Source organism: Bradyrhizobium sp. UFLA06-06 (assembly GCF_054820065.1).
Genome location: NZ_JADFUD010000035.1, coordinates 63,235 through 82,201, shown reverse-complemented (window position 1 = coordinate 82,201; position 18,967 = coordinate 63,235). Strand labels below are relative to the sequence as shown.

19 protein-coding genes are annotated in these 18,967 nt (G+C 64.8%); 7 read left to right on the top strand and 12 right to left on the bottom strand.

Annotated elements, in window-relative coordinates; translation table 11 throughout:
* Positions 1-297: 297 nt before the first annotated feature.
* Positions 298-699 carry a RidA family protein gene (locus IF803_RS26825; protein WP_038388572.1) on the top strand — a complete coding sequence of 134 codons (402 nt, stop codon included), beginning with the start codon at positions 298-300 and terminating at the stop codon, positions 697-699.
* A 164-nt stretch (positions 700-863) separates the two neighbouring features.
* Here the strand turns inward: IF803_RS26825 and IF803_RS26820 are convergent, their stop codons facing one another.
* Both IF803_RS26820 and IF803_RS26815 read right to left on the bottom strand, forming a co-directional pair.
* Positions 864-2,180, bottom strand: coding sequence for a DNA polymerase IV (locus tag IF803_RS26820; RefSeq protein WP_461194103.1), 1,317 nt, complete (start codon positions 2,178-2,180; stop codon positions 864-866).
* The gene (locus IF803_RS26815) at positions 2,159-2,458 is read right to left on the bottom strand and encodes a DUF3572 domain-containing protein (RefSeq protein WP_016845967.1); all 300 of its coding nucleotides are present in this window, start codon (positions 2,456-2,458) and stop codon (positions 2,159-2,161) included. Before IF803_RS26815 ends, IF803_RS26820 begins: the two co-directional genes overlap by 22 nt.
* A 228-nt stretch (positions 2,459-2,686) precedes the next feature.
* Between IF803_RS26815 and IF803_RS26810 the strand changes: the two genes are divergently transcribed.
* Both IF803_RS26810 and IF803_RS26805 read left to right on the top strand, forming a co-directional pair.
* Positions 2,687-3,052, top strand: coding sequence for a response regulator (locus IF803_RS26810; RefSeq protein WP_016845968.1), 366 nt, complete (start codon positions 2,687-2,689; stop codon positions 3,050-3,052).
* 15 nt (positions 3,053-3,067) lie between these two features.
* Positions 3,068-4,441: a PleD family two-component system response regulator gene (locus IF803_RS26805; protein ID WP_028341032.1), complete on the top strand. Its 1,374-nt coding sequence runs from the start codon at positions 3,068-3,070 to the stop codon at positions 4,439-4,441.
* Positions 4,442-4,545: 104 nt separating this feature from the next.
* Here the strand turns inward: IF803_RS26805 and IF803_RS26800 are convergent, their stop codons facing one another.
* Together IF803_RS26800 and IF803_RS26795 are read right to left on the bottom strand one after the other, a co-directional pair.
* A complete protein-coding gene (locus IF803_RS26800) occupies positions 4,546-5,751 on the bottom strand; it encodes a serine hydrolase domain-containing protein (protein WP_461194101.1) in 1,206 nt (401 codons plus the stop codon).
* A 148-nt stretch (positions 5,752-5,899) separates the two neighbouring features.
* Positions 5,900-6,502: a TetR family transcriptional regulator gene (locus IF803_RS26795; RefSeq protein WP_028341030.1), complete on the bottom strand. Its 603-nt coding sequence runs from the start codon at positions 6,500-6,502 to the stop codon at positions 5,900-5,902.
* A 133-nt stretch (positions 6,503-6,635) separates the two neighbouring features.
* Here IF803_RS26795 and IF803_RS26790 point away from each other — a divergent pair, with 133 nt between their 5' ends.
* Positions 6,636-7,868, top strand: a complete 1,233-nt coding sequence (locus IF803_RS26790; protein ID WP_028341029.1) for an MFS transporter — start codon at positions 6,636-6,638, stop codon at positions 7,866-7,868.
* Positions 7,869-8,132: 264 nt separating this feature from the next.
* Here IF803_RS26790 and IF803_RS26785 read toward each other — a convergent pair whose 3' ends face one another.
* On the bottom strand, positions 8,133-8,324 hold the full coding sequence (locus IF803_RS26785; RefSeq protein ID WP_196238166.1) for a hypothetical protein: 192 nt from the start codon (positions 8,322-8,324) through the stop codon (positions 8,133-8,135).
* On the opposite strand from IF803_RS26785, the gene IF803_RS26780 reads away from it, so the two are divergent.
* Together IF803_RS26780 and IF803_RS26775 are read left to right on the top strand one after the other, a co-directional pair.
* On the top strand, positions 8,302-9,699 hold the full coding sequence (locus IF803_RS26780) for an ammonium transporter (RefSeq protein ID WP_028341028.1): 1,398 nt from the start codon (positions 8,302-8,304) through the stop codon (positions 9,697-9,699). The genes IF803_RS26785 and IF803_RS26780 overlap by 23 nt on opposite strands.
* 72 nt (positions 9,700-9,771) lie before the next feature.
* The gene (locus IF803_RS26775) at positions 9,772-9,900 is read left to right on the top strand and encodes a hypothetical protein (RefSeq protein ID WP_256527872.1); all 129 of its coding nucleotides are present in this window, start codon (positions 9,772-9,774) and stop codon (positions 9,898-9,900) included.
* On the opposite strand, the gene IF803_RS26770 is transcribed toward IF803_RS26775, so the two are convergent.
* From IF803_RS26770 to IF803_RS26760, 3 genes are all read right to left on the bottom strand, one after another.
* Positions 9,897-10,427: a hypothetical protein gene (locus tag IF803_RS26770; protein WP_028341027.1), complete on the bottom strand. Its 531-nt coding sequence runs from the start codon at positions 10,425-10,427 to the stop codon at positions 9,897-9,899. The two genes, IF803_RS26775 and IF803_RS26770, sit on opposite strands and share 4 nt — an antisense overlap.
* Positions 10,428-10,536: 109 nt before the next feature.
* On the bottom strand, positions 10,537-10,704 hold the full coding sequence (rpmG, locus tag IF803_RS26765; RefSeq protein ID WP_018271988.1) for a 50S ribosomal protein L33: 168 nt from the start codon (positions 10,702-10,704) through the stop codon (positions 10,537-10,539).
* Between the two features lie 128 nt (positions 10,705-10,832).
* The gene (locus IF803_RS26760) at positions 10,833-12,158 is read right to left on the bottom strand and encodes an LLM class flavin-dependent oxidoreductase (RefSeq protein ID WP_461194098.1); all 1,326 of its coding nucleotides are present in this window, start codon (positions 12,156-12,158) and stop codon (positions 10,833-10,835) included.
* Between the two features lie 49 nt (positions 12,159-12,207).
* Between IF803_RS26760 and IF803_RS26755 the strand changes: the two genes are divergently transcribed.
* Entirely contained in the window at positions 12,208-12,351 is a 144-nt protein-coding gene (locus IF803_RS26755; protein WP_461194097.1) for a hypothetical protein, read from the top strand.
* Between the two features lie 11 nt (positions 12,352-12,362).
* Here IF803_RS26755 and IF803_RS26750 read toward each other — a convergent pair whose 3' ends face one another.
* The 4 genes from IF803_RS26750 to topA are packed head-to-tail and all read right to left on the bottom strand — an operon-like array spanning position 12,363 to position 18,709.
* Positions 12,363-13,112, bottom strand: coding sequence for an NUDIX hydrolase (locus IF803_RS26750; protein ID WP_225646922.1), 750 nt, complete (start codon positions 13,110-13,112; stop codon positions 12,363-12,365).
* A 36-nt stretch (positions 13,113-13,148) separates the two neighbouring features.
* Positions 13,149-13,586: a DUF983 domain-containing protein gene (locus tag IF803_RS26745; protein WP_028341024.1), complete on the bottom strand. Its 438-nt coding sequence runs from the start codon at positions 13,584-13,586 to the stop codon at positions 13,149-13,151.
* On the bottom strand, positions 13,577-15,937 hold the full coding sequence (gene rnr / locus IF803_RS26740) for a ribonuclease R (RefSeq protein ID WP_461194096.1): 2,361 nt from the start codon (positions 15,935-15,937) through the stop codon (positions 13,577-13,579). The genes IF803_RS26745 and rnr overlap by 10 nt, the downstream gene beginning before the upstream one ends.
* Positions 15,938-18,709: a type I DNA topoisomerase gene (gene topA / locus IF803_RS26735; RefSeq protein ID WP_461194095.1), complete on the bottom strand. Its 2,772-nt coding sequence runs from the start codon at positions 18,707-18,709 to the stop codon at positions 15,938-15,940.
* Positions 18,710-18,967: the final 258 nt, after the last annotated feature.

Below are 18,967 nucleotides of genomic sequence, written 5' to 3'. Positions count from 1 at the left end.
TGATAGATGGAACGGGCGGGAGACCGAGCCGGCTCACGGCGTCAAGCGCCAAGGACCCAACGGCTTCCCGCCCACCCTCATCCTGACAGACTTCCAAGACACAGGGACCCATAACCACGGGGTTGAGTTGTTGAAGGGGCTGTGGCCCCAGCGTCGCACAACAATCACCTTCGGTGGTTATGGATCCCGGCTTTCGCCGGGACGACAGCGGAGCAAGTGCCCGCCGCGAGACCGCTCTGGCCGGAACCGTCTGACGCGAGTACGCTTGCCAAAACACGCGTGTCAGGGAGGCACATCATGAGCGAGCTCAACCATCTTCGCCCCAGCGGCCTGCATCACAATCCGGCTTACTCTCACGTCGTCGTCGCCTCCGGCGCGCGCACGATCTACATTTCGGGACAGGTCTCCGTCGACGAGGAGGGCCGCGTGGTCGGCGCCGGCGATCTCGCCGCGCAGACGACGCAGGTGATGCAGAACCTCGGCATGGCGCTGAAGGCCGCCGGGGCCAGCTATTCCAATATCGTCAAGATCACGACCTTTGTCGTCGGCTACAAGCCGGAGCTCCGTCCCATCATCGGCAAGGCACGCTCGGCGTTCTTTGAGGGCATGGAGCCGCCGGCCTCTACGCTGGTCGGCGTCACCGCGCTCGCGGCGCCGGAATGGCTGATCGAAATCGAGGCGGTGGCGGTCGCTGATTGAGGGGGGCATCGTGACGCTGAGTACCGTCACCCTGAGGAGCGCGCATCGAGCGCGTCTCGAAGGGCGACGGCCCGAGTCTTTCCGGTCATCCTGAGAGGCTCGCTCCGCTCGCACCTCCAGCGACAAAGGCGAGGCCTTTGCGCGGGGATGACGTCAACGATGAATTACTCCTCCGCGTTTTTCTGCGGCCCCTCATAGGCAATGCCCCTGATCACGGCGGCATTGCCGAACTTCTTGCGCAGATTGTCCATCGCGCGTTCGGCGTGCGCCGAGCGGCGGTCGAGCATGTCGGAATCATTGGCCTGTGCGCCCGGGCGCAGCGCGCTGACGCCGGTGCCCATCAGGCGGAAGGCGGTGCCGTCGATCTCCTTCGCGAGCATCTCGCGCGAGACCGCAAAAATCTTGGCGGCAAGCTGGGTCGGGGTCTGGATCGATTGCGAACGGGTGCGCTGGCGGAAGTCCGCGGTCTTCAGCTTCAGCGTGATGGTGCAGCCCGAGAGTTCGCTGGTCTTCAGCCGCGCCGAGACCTTCTCGGACAGTTTCCAGAGCAGTTTCTCCAGCGTTGCGAAGTCGCGGATATCGGTCTCGAACGTGGTCTCGCTCGAAATCGTCTTGGCGCCGCGATCGGCCACCACGCTCCGGTCGTCGATGCCGCGCGCCAGCCGCCACAGCCGGCGGCCTTCGCTCGCGAACTGCTTCATCAATTCGTTTTCGTCGGCGCGCTGCAGGTCGGCGATGATGCGGAAACCGCGCTGCACCAGCTTCTCCTGGGTCGCAGGGCCAACGCCGTAGATGAACCCGACCGGCTTGCTCGCCAGCATCTCGCGCGCCTCGTCCTGGTCGAGCGCAGCGAAGCCCCTCGGCTTGTCGAGGTCAGAAGCGATCTTGGCGAGGAATTTGTTGCAGGACAGCCCGACCGACACCGTGATGCCGATGTCGCGCTCGACATCGCGGGCGAATTTGGCGAGCACCTTGGCCGGGATCATGCCGTGGACGCGCTGCGTGCCGGCGAGATCGAGGAAGGCTTCGTCGATCGACAGCGGCTCGACCAGCGGCGTCAGCGCCTGCATTGCCTGCCGCACCTCGCGCCCGACCCGGACATACTTCGCCATGTCCGGCGGGATCACGGTCGCGTCCGGGCACAGTTCCAGCGCCTTGAACATCGGCATCGCCGAGCGGACGCCGTAGGTGCGGGCGATGTAGCAGGCAGCCGACACGACGCCGCGCTTGCCGCCGCCGATGATGACCGGGCGGTCGGCGATGTCAGGATTGTCGCGCTTCTCGACGGTGGCATAGAACGCGTCGCAGTCGATATGCGCCAGCGCCAGCGCGGGCAGGGCGCGATGACGCACCAGCCGCGGCGAGCCGCAATGGCTGCACCGCTTCACCTTGATATCGAGATCGCCGAGGCAGTCTCGGCAGAAACTGAGGGGGCCGTCGGAAGCTGCCGCTGCCGTCGTCACGGCACGTCGCGCTCCCATTTCGGGTCGCCCAGCGCCTGATGGGCGGCAGCGATGTTGGTCGGGTGCAGTTCCGAGGCCTTGGCAAACGCCGTCACGGTGGCGTCGTCGCGCATCACGAAATCGAGCACGCTCGCAAGAAATTGAGGATCGGACGCGGCGTTCCGCAGCGTCTCTGGACCGATTCCAGTCTCGGCCAGGAACAGGCCCAGCCGCTCGGGATCGCCGGCAATGAAGCCGAGCGCCTGAATCGCAACGATTTCAGCAACTTCCCGGGGGTTGTGAACAGGCTTTTTCAACGCGCCGGTTTGCCTTTCCGTTAACTTATGGTCTCTATTGAGAGGCCCATCATGCCCGAGTCTTCCGCATGTGTTCAAGCAACGGAAACCACGCTGCGGAAGTTGGACTTCGGGTTAACGGGTTAGAGCGATTCTGGCGCTAGTTTGAATTCACATTTTCGACGCGCCCCGAGCGCGGTGCGTGAGGTACCGCAGCCGGGCCCGTCTCCTGGGTTTGGGAGGGACGGGATGGCCAAAACCGTCCTGATCGTGGAGGACAACGAGCTCAACATGAAGCTCTTTCGCGATCTGTTGGAAGCGCACGGCTATCAGACTTCGGGCACCAGCAATGGCTTCGAAGCGCTTGACCTCGTCCGCAAGCTGCGCCCCGACTTGATCCTGATGGACATCCAGCTACCCCAGGTTTCAGGTCTCGAGGTCACGCGCTGGATCAAGGACGATCCCGATCTGCGCACGATTCCGGTGGTCGCGGTTACCGCCTTCGCCATGAAGGGCGACGAAGAACGCATCCGCGAGGGCGGCTGCGAAGCCTATTTGTCCAAGCCGATCTCGGTCGGCAAATTTATTGAGACTGTCCGACGCTTTATCGGATAGGGGAGTTGTGGTGCAATGTCCGCGCGTATCCTCGTGGTCGACGACGTTCCGGCGAACGTCAAGCTGTTGGAAGCCCGTCTGTCAGCCGAATATTTCGATGTGCTGACCGCTTCCAACGGGAGCGAGGCACTGGAAATCTGCGCACGCGCCGAATGCGACATCATCCTGCTCGATGTCATGATGCCTGATATGGACGGCTTCGAGGTCTGCCGCCGGCTGAAGTCGAATCCGGCGACCCATTTCATTCCCGTCGTCATCGTCACCGCGCTCGACAGCCCGGCCGATCGCGTGCGCGGCCTTGAAGCCGGCGCCGATGACTTCCTGACCAAGCCGGTGTCCGACGTCGTGCTGATCGCGCGCGTGCGCTCGCTGACGCGGCTGAAGATGATGACCGACGAGCTGCGCATGCGCGCCATCACCTCGCTCGAGATCGGCATGCAGGCGCCCGAGCGCAGTGCGATTGCCGACAAGGGCACCGGCGGCCGCATCCTTCTGGTCGACGACCGGCCGTCGTCCTACGAGAAGCTGGCGCCGATCCTCTCCGCCGAGCATACCGTCGACGTCGAGATCAATCCGTCGGAAGCCTTGTTCCACGCCGCCGAGGGCAATTACGACTTGCTGATCGTGTCGCTCAGCCTCGACAATTACGACGGCCTGCGGCTGTGCAGCCAGGCCCGCTCGCTGGAGCGCACGCGCCAGGTCCCGATCCTCGCGATCTCGGATGCCGACAACAACACGCGGCTGATGCGCGGGCTCGAGATCGGCGTCAACGACTATCTGCTGCGTCCGGTCGACAAGAACGAACTGCTGGCGCGCGCGCGCACCCAGATCCGCCGCCGCCGTTACACCGATCATCTGCGCGACAATGTGCAGAACTCGATTGAGATGGCGATCACGGATGCGCTGACCGGTCTCAACAACCGGCGCTACATGGAAAGCCACCTCGCGACGCTGGCGGAGCAGGCCTCGATCCGCGGCAAGCCGCTGGCGCTGATGATCCTCGACATCGACTACTTCAAGGCGATCAACGACACCTACGGCCACGATGCCGGCGACGACGTGCTGCGCGAATTCGCCGTCCGTATCCGCAAGTCGATCCGAGGCATCGATCTCGCCTGCCGCTATGGCGGCGAGGAGTTCGTCATCGTGATGCCCGAGACCGATCTGCATGTCGCCGGCATGGTCGCAGAGCGGCTGCGCCGCTCGATCGCGGGCGAGCCCTTCACAGTCGACAAGGGCGGCAAGCGGATCACCGTCACGATCTCGATCGGGCTCACCACGCTGGAGCGCAAGGGCGAACTGGTCACCGATGTGCTCAAGCGCGCCGACACCGCACTCTATCGCGCCAAGCACGACGGCCGCAACCGCGTGGTGTCGGCCGCGGCGTAGTCAGTCTCCTGTAGCCCGGATGGAGCGAAGCGTAATCCGGGACGCCTGTGCATGTGGCGCGATACCCGGATTTCGCTGCGCTCCATCCGGGCTACGAAGTGCCCTTAGCGGCCGCGTCTCACCGCGTCATAGGCCATCCGCTTGAACTCGAACGAGAACGGATGGACGAACGCCATCTGGCGCTGCGCCATCATCACGCCGGCGATGCCCGTTTTGGGCGAAATCCACCACTGCGTGCCTGCGACGCCGCCCCAATAGAGCTCGCCGGCGGCGTCGGGATGATCGATCGGGGAGGGGTTGAGGATCAGTCCGCCGGTAAGACCATATGTTTTGCCGGGCTGCTCGCCCATCATCGCGAAGCGGATCCATTGGCCCGGTGTGAGCTGGTTGGTCATCGCCTGCGCGATCGTCTCCGGCTTCAGCAGCGTCGGCCCGCCGGGCAGCAGGCTGCGGATCAGCGCGACCATGTCATGCAGTGTCGAGACGAGACCGCCGCCGCCATTGAAGCGCGGCACCGGGCGCAGATAGGCGCCGGGATAGGGCGCGTTGTCGGTGCGCGTCAGTCCGGGCTTCATCGGATCCATCAGATCGGCGCCGGCGTAATAGGCGACGAGCCGGTTGTGGTCCTTCTCCGGAACATAGAAGCCGGTGTCGACCATGCCGAGCGGATCGAGGATACGCGCCTTGATGAACTTGTCGAACGGCTGGCCGCTCACGACCTCGACCAGCCGTGCGACCACGTCGATGGCAACGGAATATTCCCATGACGAGCCGGGATGGAACACCAGTGGCAGATCGGACAGACCGTCGACCATGTCGGCGAGCGTCGTCATCGGATTGAGGATCTTGCGCTCGTTGTAGGCCTTGAAGATCGGGGTGCCCGGATCGAACAGGCCGTAGCTGAGGCCGGCCGAGTGGCTCAGCAGGTGGCGAATGCTGATCGACCGTTGCGCCGGCTCGGTGTCGTCGATCGACGTCGCACCCGGCCGCAGCACCTTCCGGTTTCTGAGCTGCGGGATGAAGGTCTCGATCGGATCGTCGAGCCGCAAGCGGCCTTCCTCGACCAGCAGCAGCGCCGCGCAGGAGGTGATCAGCTTGGTGTTGGAGAAGACGCGGAAGATGTGATCGGTGCGCAGCGGAATCTGCGCTTCCTTGTCGGCCCATCCGACGCAGCCCGTGTCAGCGATGTCGCGCCCGACCAGAACCGTCCAGGAGATGCCGGACAGGAGATCATTGTCGATATAGCGCTGCATGGCGGCGCGCGCCGGCGCGAAATCATAGCCGGTGGCCGTCACCTTCAGATCTTCCATGGTCGTTCCCCTGTTGTGCCGCAGATCTTCTGTGTAGCAGGTCTTTGCGCGGTCGCTGTCAATCTCGCCGGACGGAATATCCAGTCGGGAATGCTGTCGCCTGCGGTCGGCGCAACCAACCAAACCTGACTTCCGCACGCAACCGGATTTATCCGGCGCGTTTCTTACCCGCGGGGGCGGGGCTGCCGACCTTGACGCCTGCATTTGCCAGCAACACGCGGGCGGCTTCCCTGGCCGCGCGCGCCATCGCCGGATCGTCGCGCACCAGATCCTGCGCGATCGATCCATCGACCAGGAGCGTGAGCTGGGTCGCAAGTCTCTCGGCGTCGGCGACGCCGAGCTGACGCAGCAGATCTCGAAACCAGAGCCGGCGGCTTTCCTTGAAGGCGATTGCGATGTTCCTGAAGGTGCGGTCCTCGTCCTCCGGCCCGAGCTCGGCCACCGCATTCACGAACGGGCAGCCGCGAAAATCCTTCGCCGAGAACCGTCGCTCCAGCGAATCGAACGTTGCAAGGATCTGCTCGGCCGGCGGCTTGTCAGAGGAGCGGGGCTGCACGAAGCGGCGCTGCAGATAGGCCTCGATCAGCGCGTCCTTCGACGGGAAGTGGTTGTAGAGCGTGCGCTTGCTGATGCCGATCTCGGCCGCGATGGTGTCGACGCCGATGGCGCGAATGCCTTGCAGGTAGAACAGTCTGTCGGCGGTCTCGAGGATCCGCTCTTTCATGGTCTGTTTGGGAGGCGGGGAAGCCATGCGCCAGCCGTGATCCTCTTCGCTTGACAGTCGGCCCCCTGTATAGCCTAAGTACACAGGTCTGTGTAACCAAAACATGCATCAATCGCAGGCCATGGCACGCGTGCCGTGCCGTTATGGGAGAACAAGAACAATGCCCCTGTTGCAGGTCCTGCGTCCCACGCTTCCCATCCTGATCGGCGCCTCCATCATGCTCACGCTGAGCATGGGGCTGCGGCAGAGCCTCGGCATCTTCATGCAGCCGCTCACGCACGACATCGGCATCTCGATATCCCACTTCACGCTGGCGCTCGCGGTGCAGAACCTCGCCTGGGGTTTTCTGCAGCCGGTCGCCGGCGCGATGACGGTGCGTTACGGCTTTCGCCCGATCATGGTGGTCGGCGCGCTCGCCTACATCGCGGGCCTCGTGCTGATGACGACGGCGCATGGGCTCGTTGCCATCATGATCGGCGCCGGTGTCCTGATCGGCCTTTCGCTCGCCTGCACCGCGAATGCGATCGCAATGTCGGTCTCGGCGCGCGCGGTGCCGGAGACGGTACGCTCGACCGTGCTCGGCATGGTCTCCGCCGCGGGCTCGCTCGGCGCGCTGCTGTCGGCGCCGATCGGCCAGATGCTCAATGAAGGTTTCGGCTGGCGCGTCGGGCTTGCCGGCTTCGTGATCCTCTCGGTCTTCATGATTCCGGCTGCGTTGTACGCCGGCCGCGTCGACAAGATCCCGCTGCCGAAGCCCGCGGCCGACGATATCGGCAACGCCACTGCGGCGACCGCGGCGAAGACCGCGTTCAGCAACGCAGCCTTCGTGGTGATGACCTGTGCCTACATGGTCTGCGGCATGCAGCTCGTCTTCCTCACCACGCATCTGCCGTCGTATCTCGCGATCTGCGGGCTCGATCCGATGCTGAGCGCGCAGACGCTCGGCATGATCGGCGGCTTCAACGTGCTGGGCTCGCTGTTCTTCGGCTGGGCCGGCCAGCGTTGGAACAAGCTGGCGCTGCTCGGCGCGATCTACATCCTGCGCTCGCTGGCGCTCGCCTGGTACTTCATGCTGCCGGCAACGCCGGGCTCGACGTTGCTGTTCGGCGCCATCATGGGCTTCCTCTGGATGGGCGTCGGTCCGCTGGTCGCGGGCGCGGTGGCCGAGATGTTCGGGCTGCGCTGGCAGGCGATGATCCAGGGCCTTGCCTTCATGAGCCACCAGGTCGGCAGCTTCCTCGGCGCTTACGGAGGAGGGCTGATCTATGACTCGCTCGGCTCCTACACCATGGCCTGGCGCATCGGCGTCGCGCTGGGCCTTGCCGGCGGCATCATCCAGCTCGCCTTCGCGCTGATCCGCCCGGCGCAACCGCCGCTGCTGAAGGCCGCCTAGTTTCCAATCCGGGCAACCGGCGACTGCCCCATGCGAGGGCAGTCGCCGGTTTCTGCCTATTTTTCCATCGATCGCTTGCTGCGAGAACGTGCAATGGAGCGCCGAGACGCTCCCTGCGCGGTTTGAAATCACAACATCTTCAAACTGTTACTCCGCACGCGGCGGTGGCACGAATCTTGATTGAATTTGGCTAGAAATCGTGCCGGAAGCCGACGCTGAGGTTTCCGGCCTGGGGACCCATGGGAAGGGCTGGCCGCGATGAGGCTAGTCGCCGTCAATCTCCAGCCATCCGCGCACCGCGGCCTTCGCCGCGCCGCCGAGCAGGGGGCCCTTGTGCCTCACGTCCGGCTCAATGTCGCGACGACTTCGGCGCTCACGCTCCGGACGCGCCGCGCCCATTCCGAACGCCAGCATTTCTTGTGATGGGAGGTCGATGATGGAGTCTGCGACATACACGCGCCGGAAGCTCGTGAGAATCGTGGTTGCCCTGCTGGGGGTGGCCGTTCTTTGCCTGCTGTTCAGCGAGCTCGCGCTCGCTGAGGATGCGGCGGCACCGCTGGCTTGCGGCGGCAAGATCCTCGAGAAGTGCACGCCGAATTCCGGTGACACCGCCTGGATGCTCACGTCCGTCGCGCTCGTCCTGATGATGACGGTCCCGGGGCTCGGTCTGTTCTATGGCGGCATGGTGCGCAAGAAGAATGTCGGCGACACCGTGATGACCAGCTTCGCCGTCACCTGCCTGGTCACGATCCTGTTTGCCGTCCTCACCTACAGCCTGGCGTTTCGTGCCGGCACGCCGTTCATCGGCGGCCTGGATCGCATGTTCCTCAAGGACATCCTGAGCGACATCGGCAAGGGGGGCATCGGCAATCCCAATCCACTCGCCGCGACCATTCCTGAGTCCGTTTACATCTGCTTCCAGATGACGTTCGCCATCATCACGCCGGCGCTGATTGCCGGCGCGTTTGCCGAGCGGATGAAGTTCTCCGCGATGCTCTGGTTCATCGGGCTGTGGGCGATCTTCGTCTATGCGCCGATCGCGCACTGGGTCTGGGGCCCTGACGGGATCTTCTCGGCGGGTAACGACGCTGCGTATGTCAAAGTTCTCGATTTCGCCGGCGGCACCGTTGTGCACATCAATGCCGGCGTGGCCGGCCTGATGTGCGCCATCATGCTAGGCAAGCGCGTCGAGACGGGGCCGGCGCACAATATGGTGCTGACCTTCATTGGCGCCTCGCTGCTGTGGGTCGGCTGGTTCGGGTTCAACGCCGGCTCCGCTGTCACGGCCGGAATGCAGGCGGGCATGGCCATGCTGGTGACCCAGATCGCCACGGCGGTGGCGGGCTTCACCTGGATGCTGGTGGAATGGGCGTTGAAGGGCAAGCCGACCGTCGTCGGAATCTGTTCGGGTGCCGTGGCGGGCCTCGTCGCGATCACGCCGGCCTCCGGTTTCGTCGGGCCGGTCGGCGCTTTCGCGATCGGCATCGCCGCCGGCGTCTGCTGCTACTGGGGATGCACCGGCTTGAAGCGCATGTTCAGCTACGACGATGCGCTGGACTGCTTCGGTGTCCATGCCCTTGGCGGCATCGTCGGGGCGCTGCTGACCGGGGTGTTCGCGGTCGAGCAGTATGGTGGAACGGCAGGCGTTCTGGAAGGAAATCCCGGGCAGTTCCTCAATCAATGCATCGGCGTCGCGACGGTTTTCGTGTATGATGCCGTGGTGAGCCTGATCATCCTGTTCGTGATCAATCTCTTCGTCGGGCTTCGCGTGACGCGGGACATCGAGCGCGAAGGGTTGGATCTGGCACTGCACGGCGAGGTCGTGCAGTAGACTTTGGCGGCATTCCGCGCAGCCGGCGATCTTCGCCGGCTGGCGCGGATCTAAGCTGTTCGGGGTGATCCGATGAACTGGTTCTATTGGAACACAGCGTGGTCGCTGTTCTTCAGCCTCATTTGGTTCATGACGATCACACACAATCCGGATGCAGAGATCGCGGACGCGCATCTGCGCGATGAGGCGTTCAAAGGTTAGCTCCGATAGTAGCGCCACATCCTGAGGAACGTCCGGTGGATCTCGTCGGGCGTCCGGTCGAATGGCTCCAGATTGACGCGGACCACGCCACGATGGTCCATGCGCCACGGCAGGCGCATCAGCAGCCGGTAGGCCGGCCGCTTGCGCCAATCGGCCACCAGCGCGCTGCCGAGCGGCCCGCTGAGTGCGATCTGCAATTCGTGAACGGTCATCGCGCGCTCGGCGATCTCGACGAGGTCGATGCGCGTGATAGCGCGCCAGCGGATCAGCCCGAAGGCCTGGATGAAGATGCCGTACTGGTTGGCCCCGATCGTCGGACGACCGGCCTCCAGCAGGGGGATGTTGTAATAGGTGAAGCCGCCCGCTGCCGCCGCCGGCGCCAGCCAATAGATCGCGCCCGTGATCCAGGTCGCGGTCAGAAAGATCGCGGCGAGGGCTGCCGTGACATAGACCGGAAAGTAGATGTCCTCGCGGCCGTAAGCGACCGAGTAGCCGCCGACGTTTCCCTCGTCCAAGGTTGCGATCATCTGAGCCCTGCGCCCGGGACTGGTCCGGGAATCATAAGGGATGACGCAAGCCTAGAAAGCAAAAACGGGGCCGCGAGGGCCCCGTTTGAAACGTCGGAAGCAGCCGATCTTACTTGATCTTGGCTTCCTTGAACTCGACGTGCTTGCGCGCGACCGGGTCGTACTTCTTCTTGACCAGCTTGTCGGTCATGGTGCGCGAATTCTTCTTGGCAACGTAATAGAAGCCGGTGTCGGCCGTCGACACGAGCTTGACCTTGATGGTGACCGCCTTGGCCATGTGCAAAACCTCGAAAATCGGGGGAATTCGGGAGCCGGCCAAATCGGCCCGCGTTTGGCCGGGAAACTAGCCAGAAACCGCCCAAAGTCAAGGATTTCTGAGCCAAGATCACCCCGATTCCGGGCCTATTACCCCTCGAAGAACTGATTTTTCGGCCGCGGCAGGCCCAAATTCTCGCGCAGGGTCCGACCTTCGTACTGAGTGCGGAAAATCCCGCGCCTTTGCAGTTCCGGCACCACCTTGTCGACGAACTCGAACAGGCCCTGCGGCAGATAGGGGAACATGATGTTGAAGCCGTCGCTGCCGCGGCCGGTCAGCCATTCCTCCATCTGGTCGGCGATGGTCTGCGGCGTGCCGACGAAGGCGAGCCCGCCATAGCCTCCGACGCGCTGCGCGAGCTGACGCACGGTGAGCTTGTCGCGCGCCGCGACATCGACGAGGCGCTGCCGCCCGCTCTTGCTTGCATTGGTTTCGGGGATCGGCGGCAACTGTCCGTCGGGATCGAAGCCGGACGCATCGGTGCCGAGGATCACCGACAGCGAGGCGATCGCGCTGTCGTAATGCACGCGGCTGTCGAGCAGCGCGCGCTTCTCTTTGGCTTCCTCGACGCTGTCGCCGACCACCACGAAGGCACCGGGCAGGATCTTCAGATGATCGGGATCGCGGCCGATCTTCTCCATGCGGCCCTTGATGTCGGCGTAGAGCTTCTGTCCGTCGGCCAGGCTGCCGCCGCCGGTGAACACGGCTTCCGCGGTCTCGGCCGCAAGCTGCCTGCCGTCATCGGAAGCGCCGGCCTGCACGATGACAGGCCAGCCCTGAACGGGGCGGGCGATGTTCAGCGGGCCGCGGACCGAGAGATATTTGCCCTTGTGATTGAGCACATGCATCTTGTCGGGATCGACGAACAGGCCTGACTCGACGTCGCGCACGAACGCATCGTCGGCGAAGGAATCCCAGAGGCCGGTGACGACGTCGTAGAACTCGCGGGCGCGCCTGTAGCGCTCGGCGTGCTCCATGTGATCGTCGAGGCCGAAATTCAGCGCCGCGTCCGGATTGGACGTGGTGACGATATTCCAGCCGGCGCGGCCGCCGGAGATGTGGTCGAGCGAGGCGAAACGGCGGGCGACGTGATAGGGCTCGTCGAAGGTGGTCGAGCCGGTCGCGATCAGGCCGATGTTCTCGGTGACGGCCGCGAGCGCCGACAGCAGCGTGAACGGCTCGAACGAGGTCACGGTGTGGCTGCGCTTCAGCGCATTGATCGGCATGTTCAGCACGGCCAGATGATCGGCCATGAAGAAGGCGTCGAACTTGCCGGCCTCGAGCTTCCTGATCAGCGTCTTGATGTGGTCGAAGTTGAAATTGGCGTCGGGCCAGGCCCCGGGATAGCGCCAGGCGCCGGTGTGGATGCTGATCGGCCGCATGAACGCGCCGAGCTTGAGTTGACGCTTCGCCATTGCCCCGTTCCGTTCTTGATGTCGTTAGCGGAACAGATAGGGAGGCGCTTTGCGGCGCGCCATCGGGAAGATTATTTTGTTTTTGGCCGCTCTCTCGACAGTGTCATTCCGGGCATCGCGCAGCGATGAACCCGGAATCTCGCGCCGCAATCTCGTCATTCCGGGTTCGATGCTGCGCATCGCCCCGGAATGACGAGGATCATCTTACGCCCCCAGCACGTCCTTCTGCATCTTGCCGCCGTAGAAATGGAAGAACGGCACCGGTGCGTCGTGGCGGAGCGGGCCGGTGGCGAGACGGCGGTCGAGCTCGGCGAGCACGTTCTTGGTCATGGCATGCGCGTCGGCGAGCGGTTCGGAGCCGATCTCGACCCAGACCAGCTCGACCAGTTCGGCATCGGCATGCACCACGCCCTCGACACGATGCGCGATCGTCGAGGCATCGGCGGTGAAGAAGCGCGTATCGAAGCGGCGGACGCGGCCGGGCGGGGTGATCGCGCGCGCGATCAGGAACAGGCCGGACGGATCGGGCAACAGACCTGCATCGGCGAACGGTGCCCAGGGGCCGTCGAGCTTGTGCCGCTTCTCGACCTTGCGGCCGAGGCACAGCCCGGTCTCTTCGCAGGCCTCGCGGATCGCGGCGTTGGCGAGCGCACGCGCGCGGCCGGGCGTGATCTTCGGGCTGCCCTTCAACAGATTGGCTTCGAGCTCCGGCGTGATCGGCGCTGCAACCGGCACGCGGTTGTCGGCCTTGTCGACGCGGCCGCCGGGGAAGACGAATTTGCCGGGCATGAACACCACCTTGTCGTGGCGCTTGCCGACCAGCACCTTCGGCTTGGCGCCGGAGCGATCGATCAGGATCAGCGTCGCGGCATCCTTCGGCCGGAAATACGCATGATGATCGGCTTCTTTTTCGCCCTGGTGGACGACAGCGGCGGGTGCGGCAGCTTCAGTCATTTCATCCCTTTCATTTCTTCTTGCGGCCCGGTTTAGCTAGACCGGCGGGATGTCGCTAGGGGGATTCTCGTCAAAGCCATGCATGCGCAGGGCCCATTGCAAGCCGATCACGGCTCCCTTCACCGGCTGCAACAAAGCCAGCGATGCGAACAGTGTAAACGGCAGATAGATCGCAAGCTGCAGCCACACCGGCGGCGAATAATTGGTCTCGATCCACAGCGCCATCGGTACCACGATATGGCCGACGATAACGATGACGAGATAGGCAGGCAGATCGTCGGCGCGATGCGGCGTGAAGTCGAGGTCGCAGACCGGGCAATGGCCGTCGCATTTGAGAAACTTGCGGAACAGTCTGCCATTTCCGCAGCGCGGACAGCGGCAGCGGAACCCGCGCTTCATCGCGCTCCACACGTCGCGCTTCTCGGGCTCGGCCGCTTCGCGAGTCCAGACCACCGTCGGCGGTGTCACTTCCATGACTTGCCTCGCTTCGATTTGCCGGACTTCTGCTGCGCCGGCTTGCGATCCTTCTTGTTGCGCGATTTCCGCTCCTTGTGCGCCTTCTTGCCAGATCCTTTCGGTCCCTTGCCAAATCCGGCGGCACGGCGCTCGGCCCCTACGCCGTCGCGTTTTCTGCCGCGCGGAATTGCCTGACCATCGGATAATAGCTCAAACCGCAGCGCGCCGGCGATCGGCGCGGCCTCGACCAGCCGCACATCGACGACGTCGCCGAGCCGATACATGGTGCCGCTGCGCGTGCCGATCAGCGCGTGGCGGGTTTCGTCGTAGTTGAAATATTCGCTGCCGATGGTGCGGATCGGGATCAGGCCGTCGGCGCCAGTGTCGTCGAGCTTCACGAACAGGCCGGATCGCGTCACGCCGGAAATGCGGCCCTGGAACGAGGCGCCGACCTTATCGGCAAGGAAATGTGCGATCAGCCGGTCGGTGGTCTCGCGCTCAGCCTTCATTGCGCGGCGCTCGGTGACGGAGATCTGCGCGGCGATCTCGGCGAGCGTCTCCACGGTTTCATCCGTCGGCAAGGCGCCTTCGCCAAGCCCGAGTGCGCGGATCAGCGCGCGATGCACGATCAGATCGGCATAGCGACGGATCGGCGAGGTGAAGTGCGCGTAGCGGCGCAGGTTCAAGCCGAAATGGCCGTAGTTCTCGGCGGAGTATTCGGCCTGCGCCTGCGAACGCAGCACCACCTCGTTGACCAGCGGTTCGTAGTCCTCGCCGGCAACCTGCGCCAGCACGCGGTTGAATTGCGTGGGACGCAGCGCGCCCTGTTTGGTGAAGGGCAGGTCGAGCGTCTTCAGGAATTCCTGCAGGTTGTGCACCTTTTCCTGGCTCGGCTCGTCATGCACGCGATAGATCAGCGGCAGCGCCTTCTTCTCCAGCATCTCGGCCGCGGCGACATTGGCGAGGATCATGAACTCCTCGATCAGCCGGTGAGCGTCGAGCCGCTGCGGCACGATCACGCGATCGACGGTGCCGTCGGCTTTCAGCAGGATCTTGCGCTCGGGCAGATCGAGATCGAGCGGGTCGCGCTCGTTGCGTGCAAGCTTGACCAGCTCGTAGGCCGACCACAGCGGCTTCAGGATCGGATCGAGGATGGGGCCGGTGATGTCGTCGGGCCGTCCGTCGATCGCAGCCTGTGCCTGCGCGTAATGGAGCTTTGCGGCCGAGCGCATCAGCACGCGGTGGAAGGTATGCGAGCGCTTGCGGCCGTCGGCGCCGATCACCATGCGCACCGCGAGCGCGCCGCGCGGCTCGCCCGGCACCAGCGAGCAGAGATCGTTGGAGATGCGCTCGGGCAGCATCGGCACGACGCGATCAGGGAAATAGACCGAGTTGCCGCGCTGCAATGCGTCGCGGTCGAGCGCCGAGCCGGGCCGCACATAGTAGGCGACGTCGGCGATCGCGACATGGACGATGAAGCCGCCCTTGTTGTTCGGATCATGATCGACTTCCGCATGCACCGCGTCGTCGTGATCCTTGGCATCCGGCGGATCGATGGTGACGAGCGGCACGTCACGCCAGTCCTCACGGCCTTGCAAGGTCGCGGGTTTTGCCTCTTCCGCTTCGCGCAGCGCAGAGGACGAGAACACCTGCGGGATGTCGTGGGTGTTGATCGCGATCAGGCTGATCGCCTTTTCACTGGCAATCGAGCCGAGCCGCTCCTTGACGCGGGCGGAGGCCAGCCCATAGCCGCGGGTGCGGATCAGGTCGACGCTGATGAGATCGCCGTCCTCGGCGCCGCCGCTGTCGGCCTTGGCGATGTTGAGCTCGCGGCCGGCCTGCTTCTTGTCGACCGGGATCAGGCGCCCGCCGCCATCGGGATTGCGGCGGAAGATGCCGAGGATCCGGGTGCGCCCGTGATCGATCACCTTGATGACGCGGCCGCGATAGGGCGTGCCGTCTTGCTCGTCCGTGACTTCGACGCGCAGCAGCGCGCGGTCGCCGACGCCGGCGGTGGTGCCGGGCTTCGGCCGCCGCGGCGTCTCGATGCGGATTTTCGGGGCGGTGCCGTTCTCGTCCGAGTCCCACTCGGCGGGCGTGGCGATCAGCTCGCCGTCGCTGTCGCGGCCGGTGATGTCGGCCAGCAGGGTCGGCGGCAGCGCCGCCGGCTCGTGAATCTTGCGGCCGCGCTTGGCAATCGTGCCGTCGTCGGCGAGCTCGCGGAGGATCCGCTTCAGCTCGACGCGGTCGGCGTTCTTCAGGCCGAACTCGCGCGCGATCTCGCGGGTGCCGACCTTGCCTGGATTGGCGCGGATGAAGGCGACGATGGCGTCCCGGCCCGGAAAGCCATGGTCGGGTTTTCGTTTCACTTATCCTCGTGCCTTGCCGGCGCTCTTCTTCGCGGGCGCTTTCGCTGGTGCCGATGATTTTGCAGGCGACGTCTTGGCACCGGAGGCGACCGGCGCGCGCGCCTTGCTGGTCGCATCCGTCTTCGGCTTCGCTGCGGCCTTCTTCGACGCAGCCTTCTTGGCGGGCTTGGCTTCGGCGTCGCCGTCGGTCTCGGTCGCCTCGGACTTGGCTTTCTTCGCCTTGGCGGGCTTTTCCGCCTTCGCCTTCTTGGCCTTCTTGCCGCCGCCCTTGGCCGCGCGCTCGTCGATCAGCGCGATCGCCTCCGCGAGCGTGATCTGGTCGGGCGTGCGGTCGCTCGGGATCGTCGCGTTGACGCCGCCGGCCGCGACATAGGCGCCGTAGCGGCCGTTCTTCAGCGCGACCGCGCCGAGCGTCGGGTGATCGCCGAGCGGCTTGCCGGGGTCGGCGCCGAAGCGGCGACCGCTCGGGCCCTTGGCGATCTTCTCCGCGATCAGCGTGACGGCGCGGTTCAACCCGATGTCGAACACCTCGTCGCCGGCCTCGAGGCTGGCATAGGTCTTCTCGTGCTTGACGAACGGCCCGAACCGGCCGAGGCCGGCGGTGATCGGCTGCCCGGTTTCCGGATGCCTGCCGATCTCGCGCGGCAGCGACAGCAGCTTCAGCGCCAGTTCGAGATCGACATCGGCCGGCGAGGTGCCTTTTGGAATGCCCGCGCGCTTCGGCTTCTCGCCTTCGGCGTAATCCTTCTGCTCGCCGAGCTGGATGTAGGGGCCGAAGCGGCCGGCCTTCACCGTGACATCGAAGCCGGTGTCGGGATCGGTGCCGAGCACGCGGTCGGCGCTTTCGGCGCTGTCGGCCGCGAGCGGGCGGGTGTAGCGGCATTCCGGATAATTCGAGCAGCCGACGAAGGCGCCGAACTTGCCGGCCTTGAGGTTGAGCCGGCCGGTGCCGCAGGTCGGGCATTGCCTGACATCGCCGCCATCCGCGCGCGGCGGATAGATGTGCGGGCCGAGCATCTCGTCGAGCGCGTCGAGCACCTCGGCGACCCGGAGGTCCTTGATGTCGTTGACCGCGCCGATGAAGCCGCGCCAGAAGTCCTGCAGCACCTGCTGCCAGGCGATCTCGTTGTTGGAGATGCGGTCGAGCTGCTCCTCGAGATCGGCGGTGAAGTCGTATTCGACATAGCGCGAGAAGAAGTTCTCCAGGAACGCGACCACGACGCGGCCCTTGTCTTCGCCGTGCAGCCGCTTCTTCTCGAGCTTGACATAGCCGCGGTCCTTCAGGACCTGCAGGATCGAGGCGTAGGTCGAGGGACGGCCGATGCCGAGCTCTTCCATCCGCTTCACCAGCGAGGCTTCCGAGAAGCGCGGCGGCGGCTCGGTGAAGTGCTGGGTTACGGCGAGGCTCTGGCGCTTCACGGCCTCGCCCTGGCTCATCGCGGGCAGGCGGCGCGAATCCTCGTCCTCCTCGTCGTCGCGGCTTTCCTGATAGAGCGCGAGGAAGCCGTCGAACTTGATGACCTGGCCGGAGGCGCGCAGGTCCAGCACGCGGGAGCCGGCCTTGGCCTCGATGTCGACGGTGGTGCGCTCGAGCTCGGCCGACTCCATCTGGCTCGCAATGGTGCGCTTCCAGATCAATTCATAGAGCCGCGCCTGATCGGCATCGAGCCGTCGGCCGATGGTGGCCGGGCGACGCGACAGATCGGTCGGGCGGATCGCTTCGTGCGCTTCCTGCGCGTTCTTGGCCTTGGCCTGGTACTGCCGCGGGGCGTCCGGCACGTAGGCGTTGCCATAGTCCTCGCCGATCACCTTGCGCGCCTGCGTGATCGCTTCGGGCGCGATCTGCACGCCGTCGGTTCGCATATAGGTGATGAGGCCGGTGGTCTCGCCGCCGATGTCGATGCCTTCATACAGGCGCTGCGCGATGCGCATGGTGTGCGCCGGCGCGAAGCCGAGCTTGCGGCTCGCTTCCTGCTGCAACGTCGAGGTGGTGAAGGGCGCCTGCGGATTGCGCCGCGCCGGCTTGGCCTCGACGGTCGCGACCTTGAACAGCGCGGCCTCGATCGCCTTCTTGAAATCCTCGGCTTCCGCGCCGGAGCCGATGTCGAGCCGTGCGATCTTCTTGCCGTCGGCGCCGACCAGCCGCGCCTCGAAGGCTTCGCCGCGCGGCGTCAGCAAGGTCGCGACCAGCGACCAGTACTCCTTCGGCACGAACTTCTCGATCTCGAGCTCGCGGTCGCAGACCAGCCGCAGCGCGACCGACTGCACGCGGCCGGCGGAGCGGGCGCCGGGCAGCTTGCGCCACAGCACGGGGGAGAGGGTGAAGCCGACCAGATAGTCCAGCGCACGGCGCGCCATATAGGCGTCGACCAGCGCGCCATCGATCTGGCGCGGCGCCTTCATCGCCTCGGAGACAGCCTGCTTGGTGATGGCGTTGAACACCACGCGCTCGACCTTCTGGTCCTTCAGCGCGCGCTTCTCCTTCATCACCTCCAGCACGTGCCAGGAGATTGCCTCGCCCTCGCGATCAGGGTCGGTTGCGAGGATCAGGCGGTCGGCCCCCTTGAGCGCCTTGGCGATGTCGTTGAGCCGGCTCGCGGCCTTGACATCGACCTCCCAGATCATCTGGAAATTGGCGTCGGGATCGACGGAACCGTTCTTGGCCGGGAGGTCGCGAACATGGCCGAACGACGCCAGGACCTCGTAGGAGGACCCCAGATATTTGTTGATTGTCTTGGCCTTGGCCGGCGACTCCACAATGACGATATTCATGTCATTCCAATAGCTTACGGGAAAACTTGAAGGTGGATTCCGCTAGACTCGCGGTCCGCCGTGTCGGGGCGAACATGGGTGCTGGGGCGGTCCCTGTCAAATCGCCAGATATTGAAGGGCGTTGCCAAGCTGTGGAGTTTCTATCCCAAGGGTTGCAAAATGCGTCCTAGAGTTGCGGCTGGAAAGGGCGTATCCCTTTATATATAGGGTGGAATCGGATTAGGCCTTTTGAGCAGCACAGGGGGCGGCCGGAAGCGC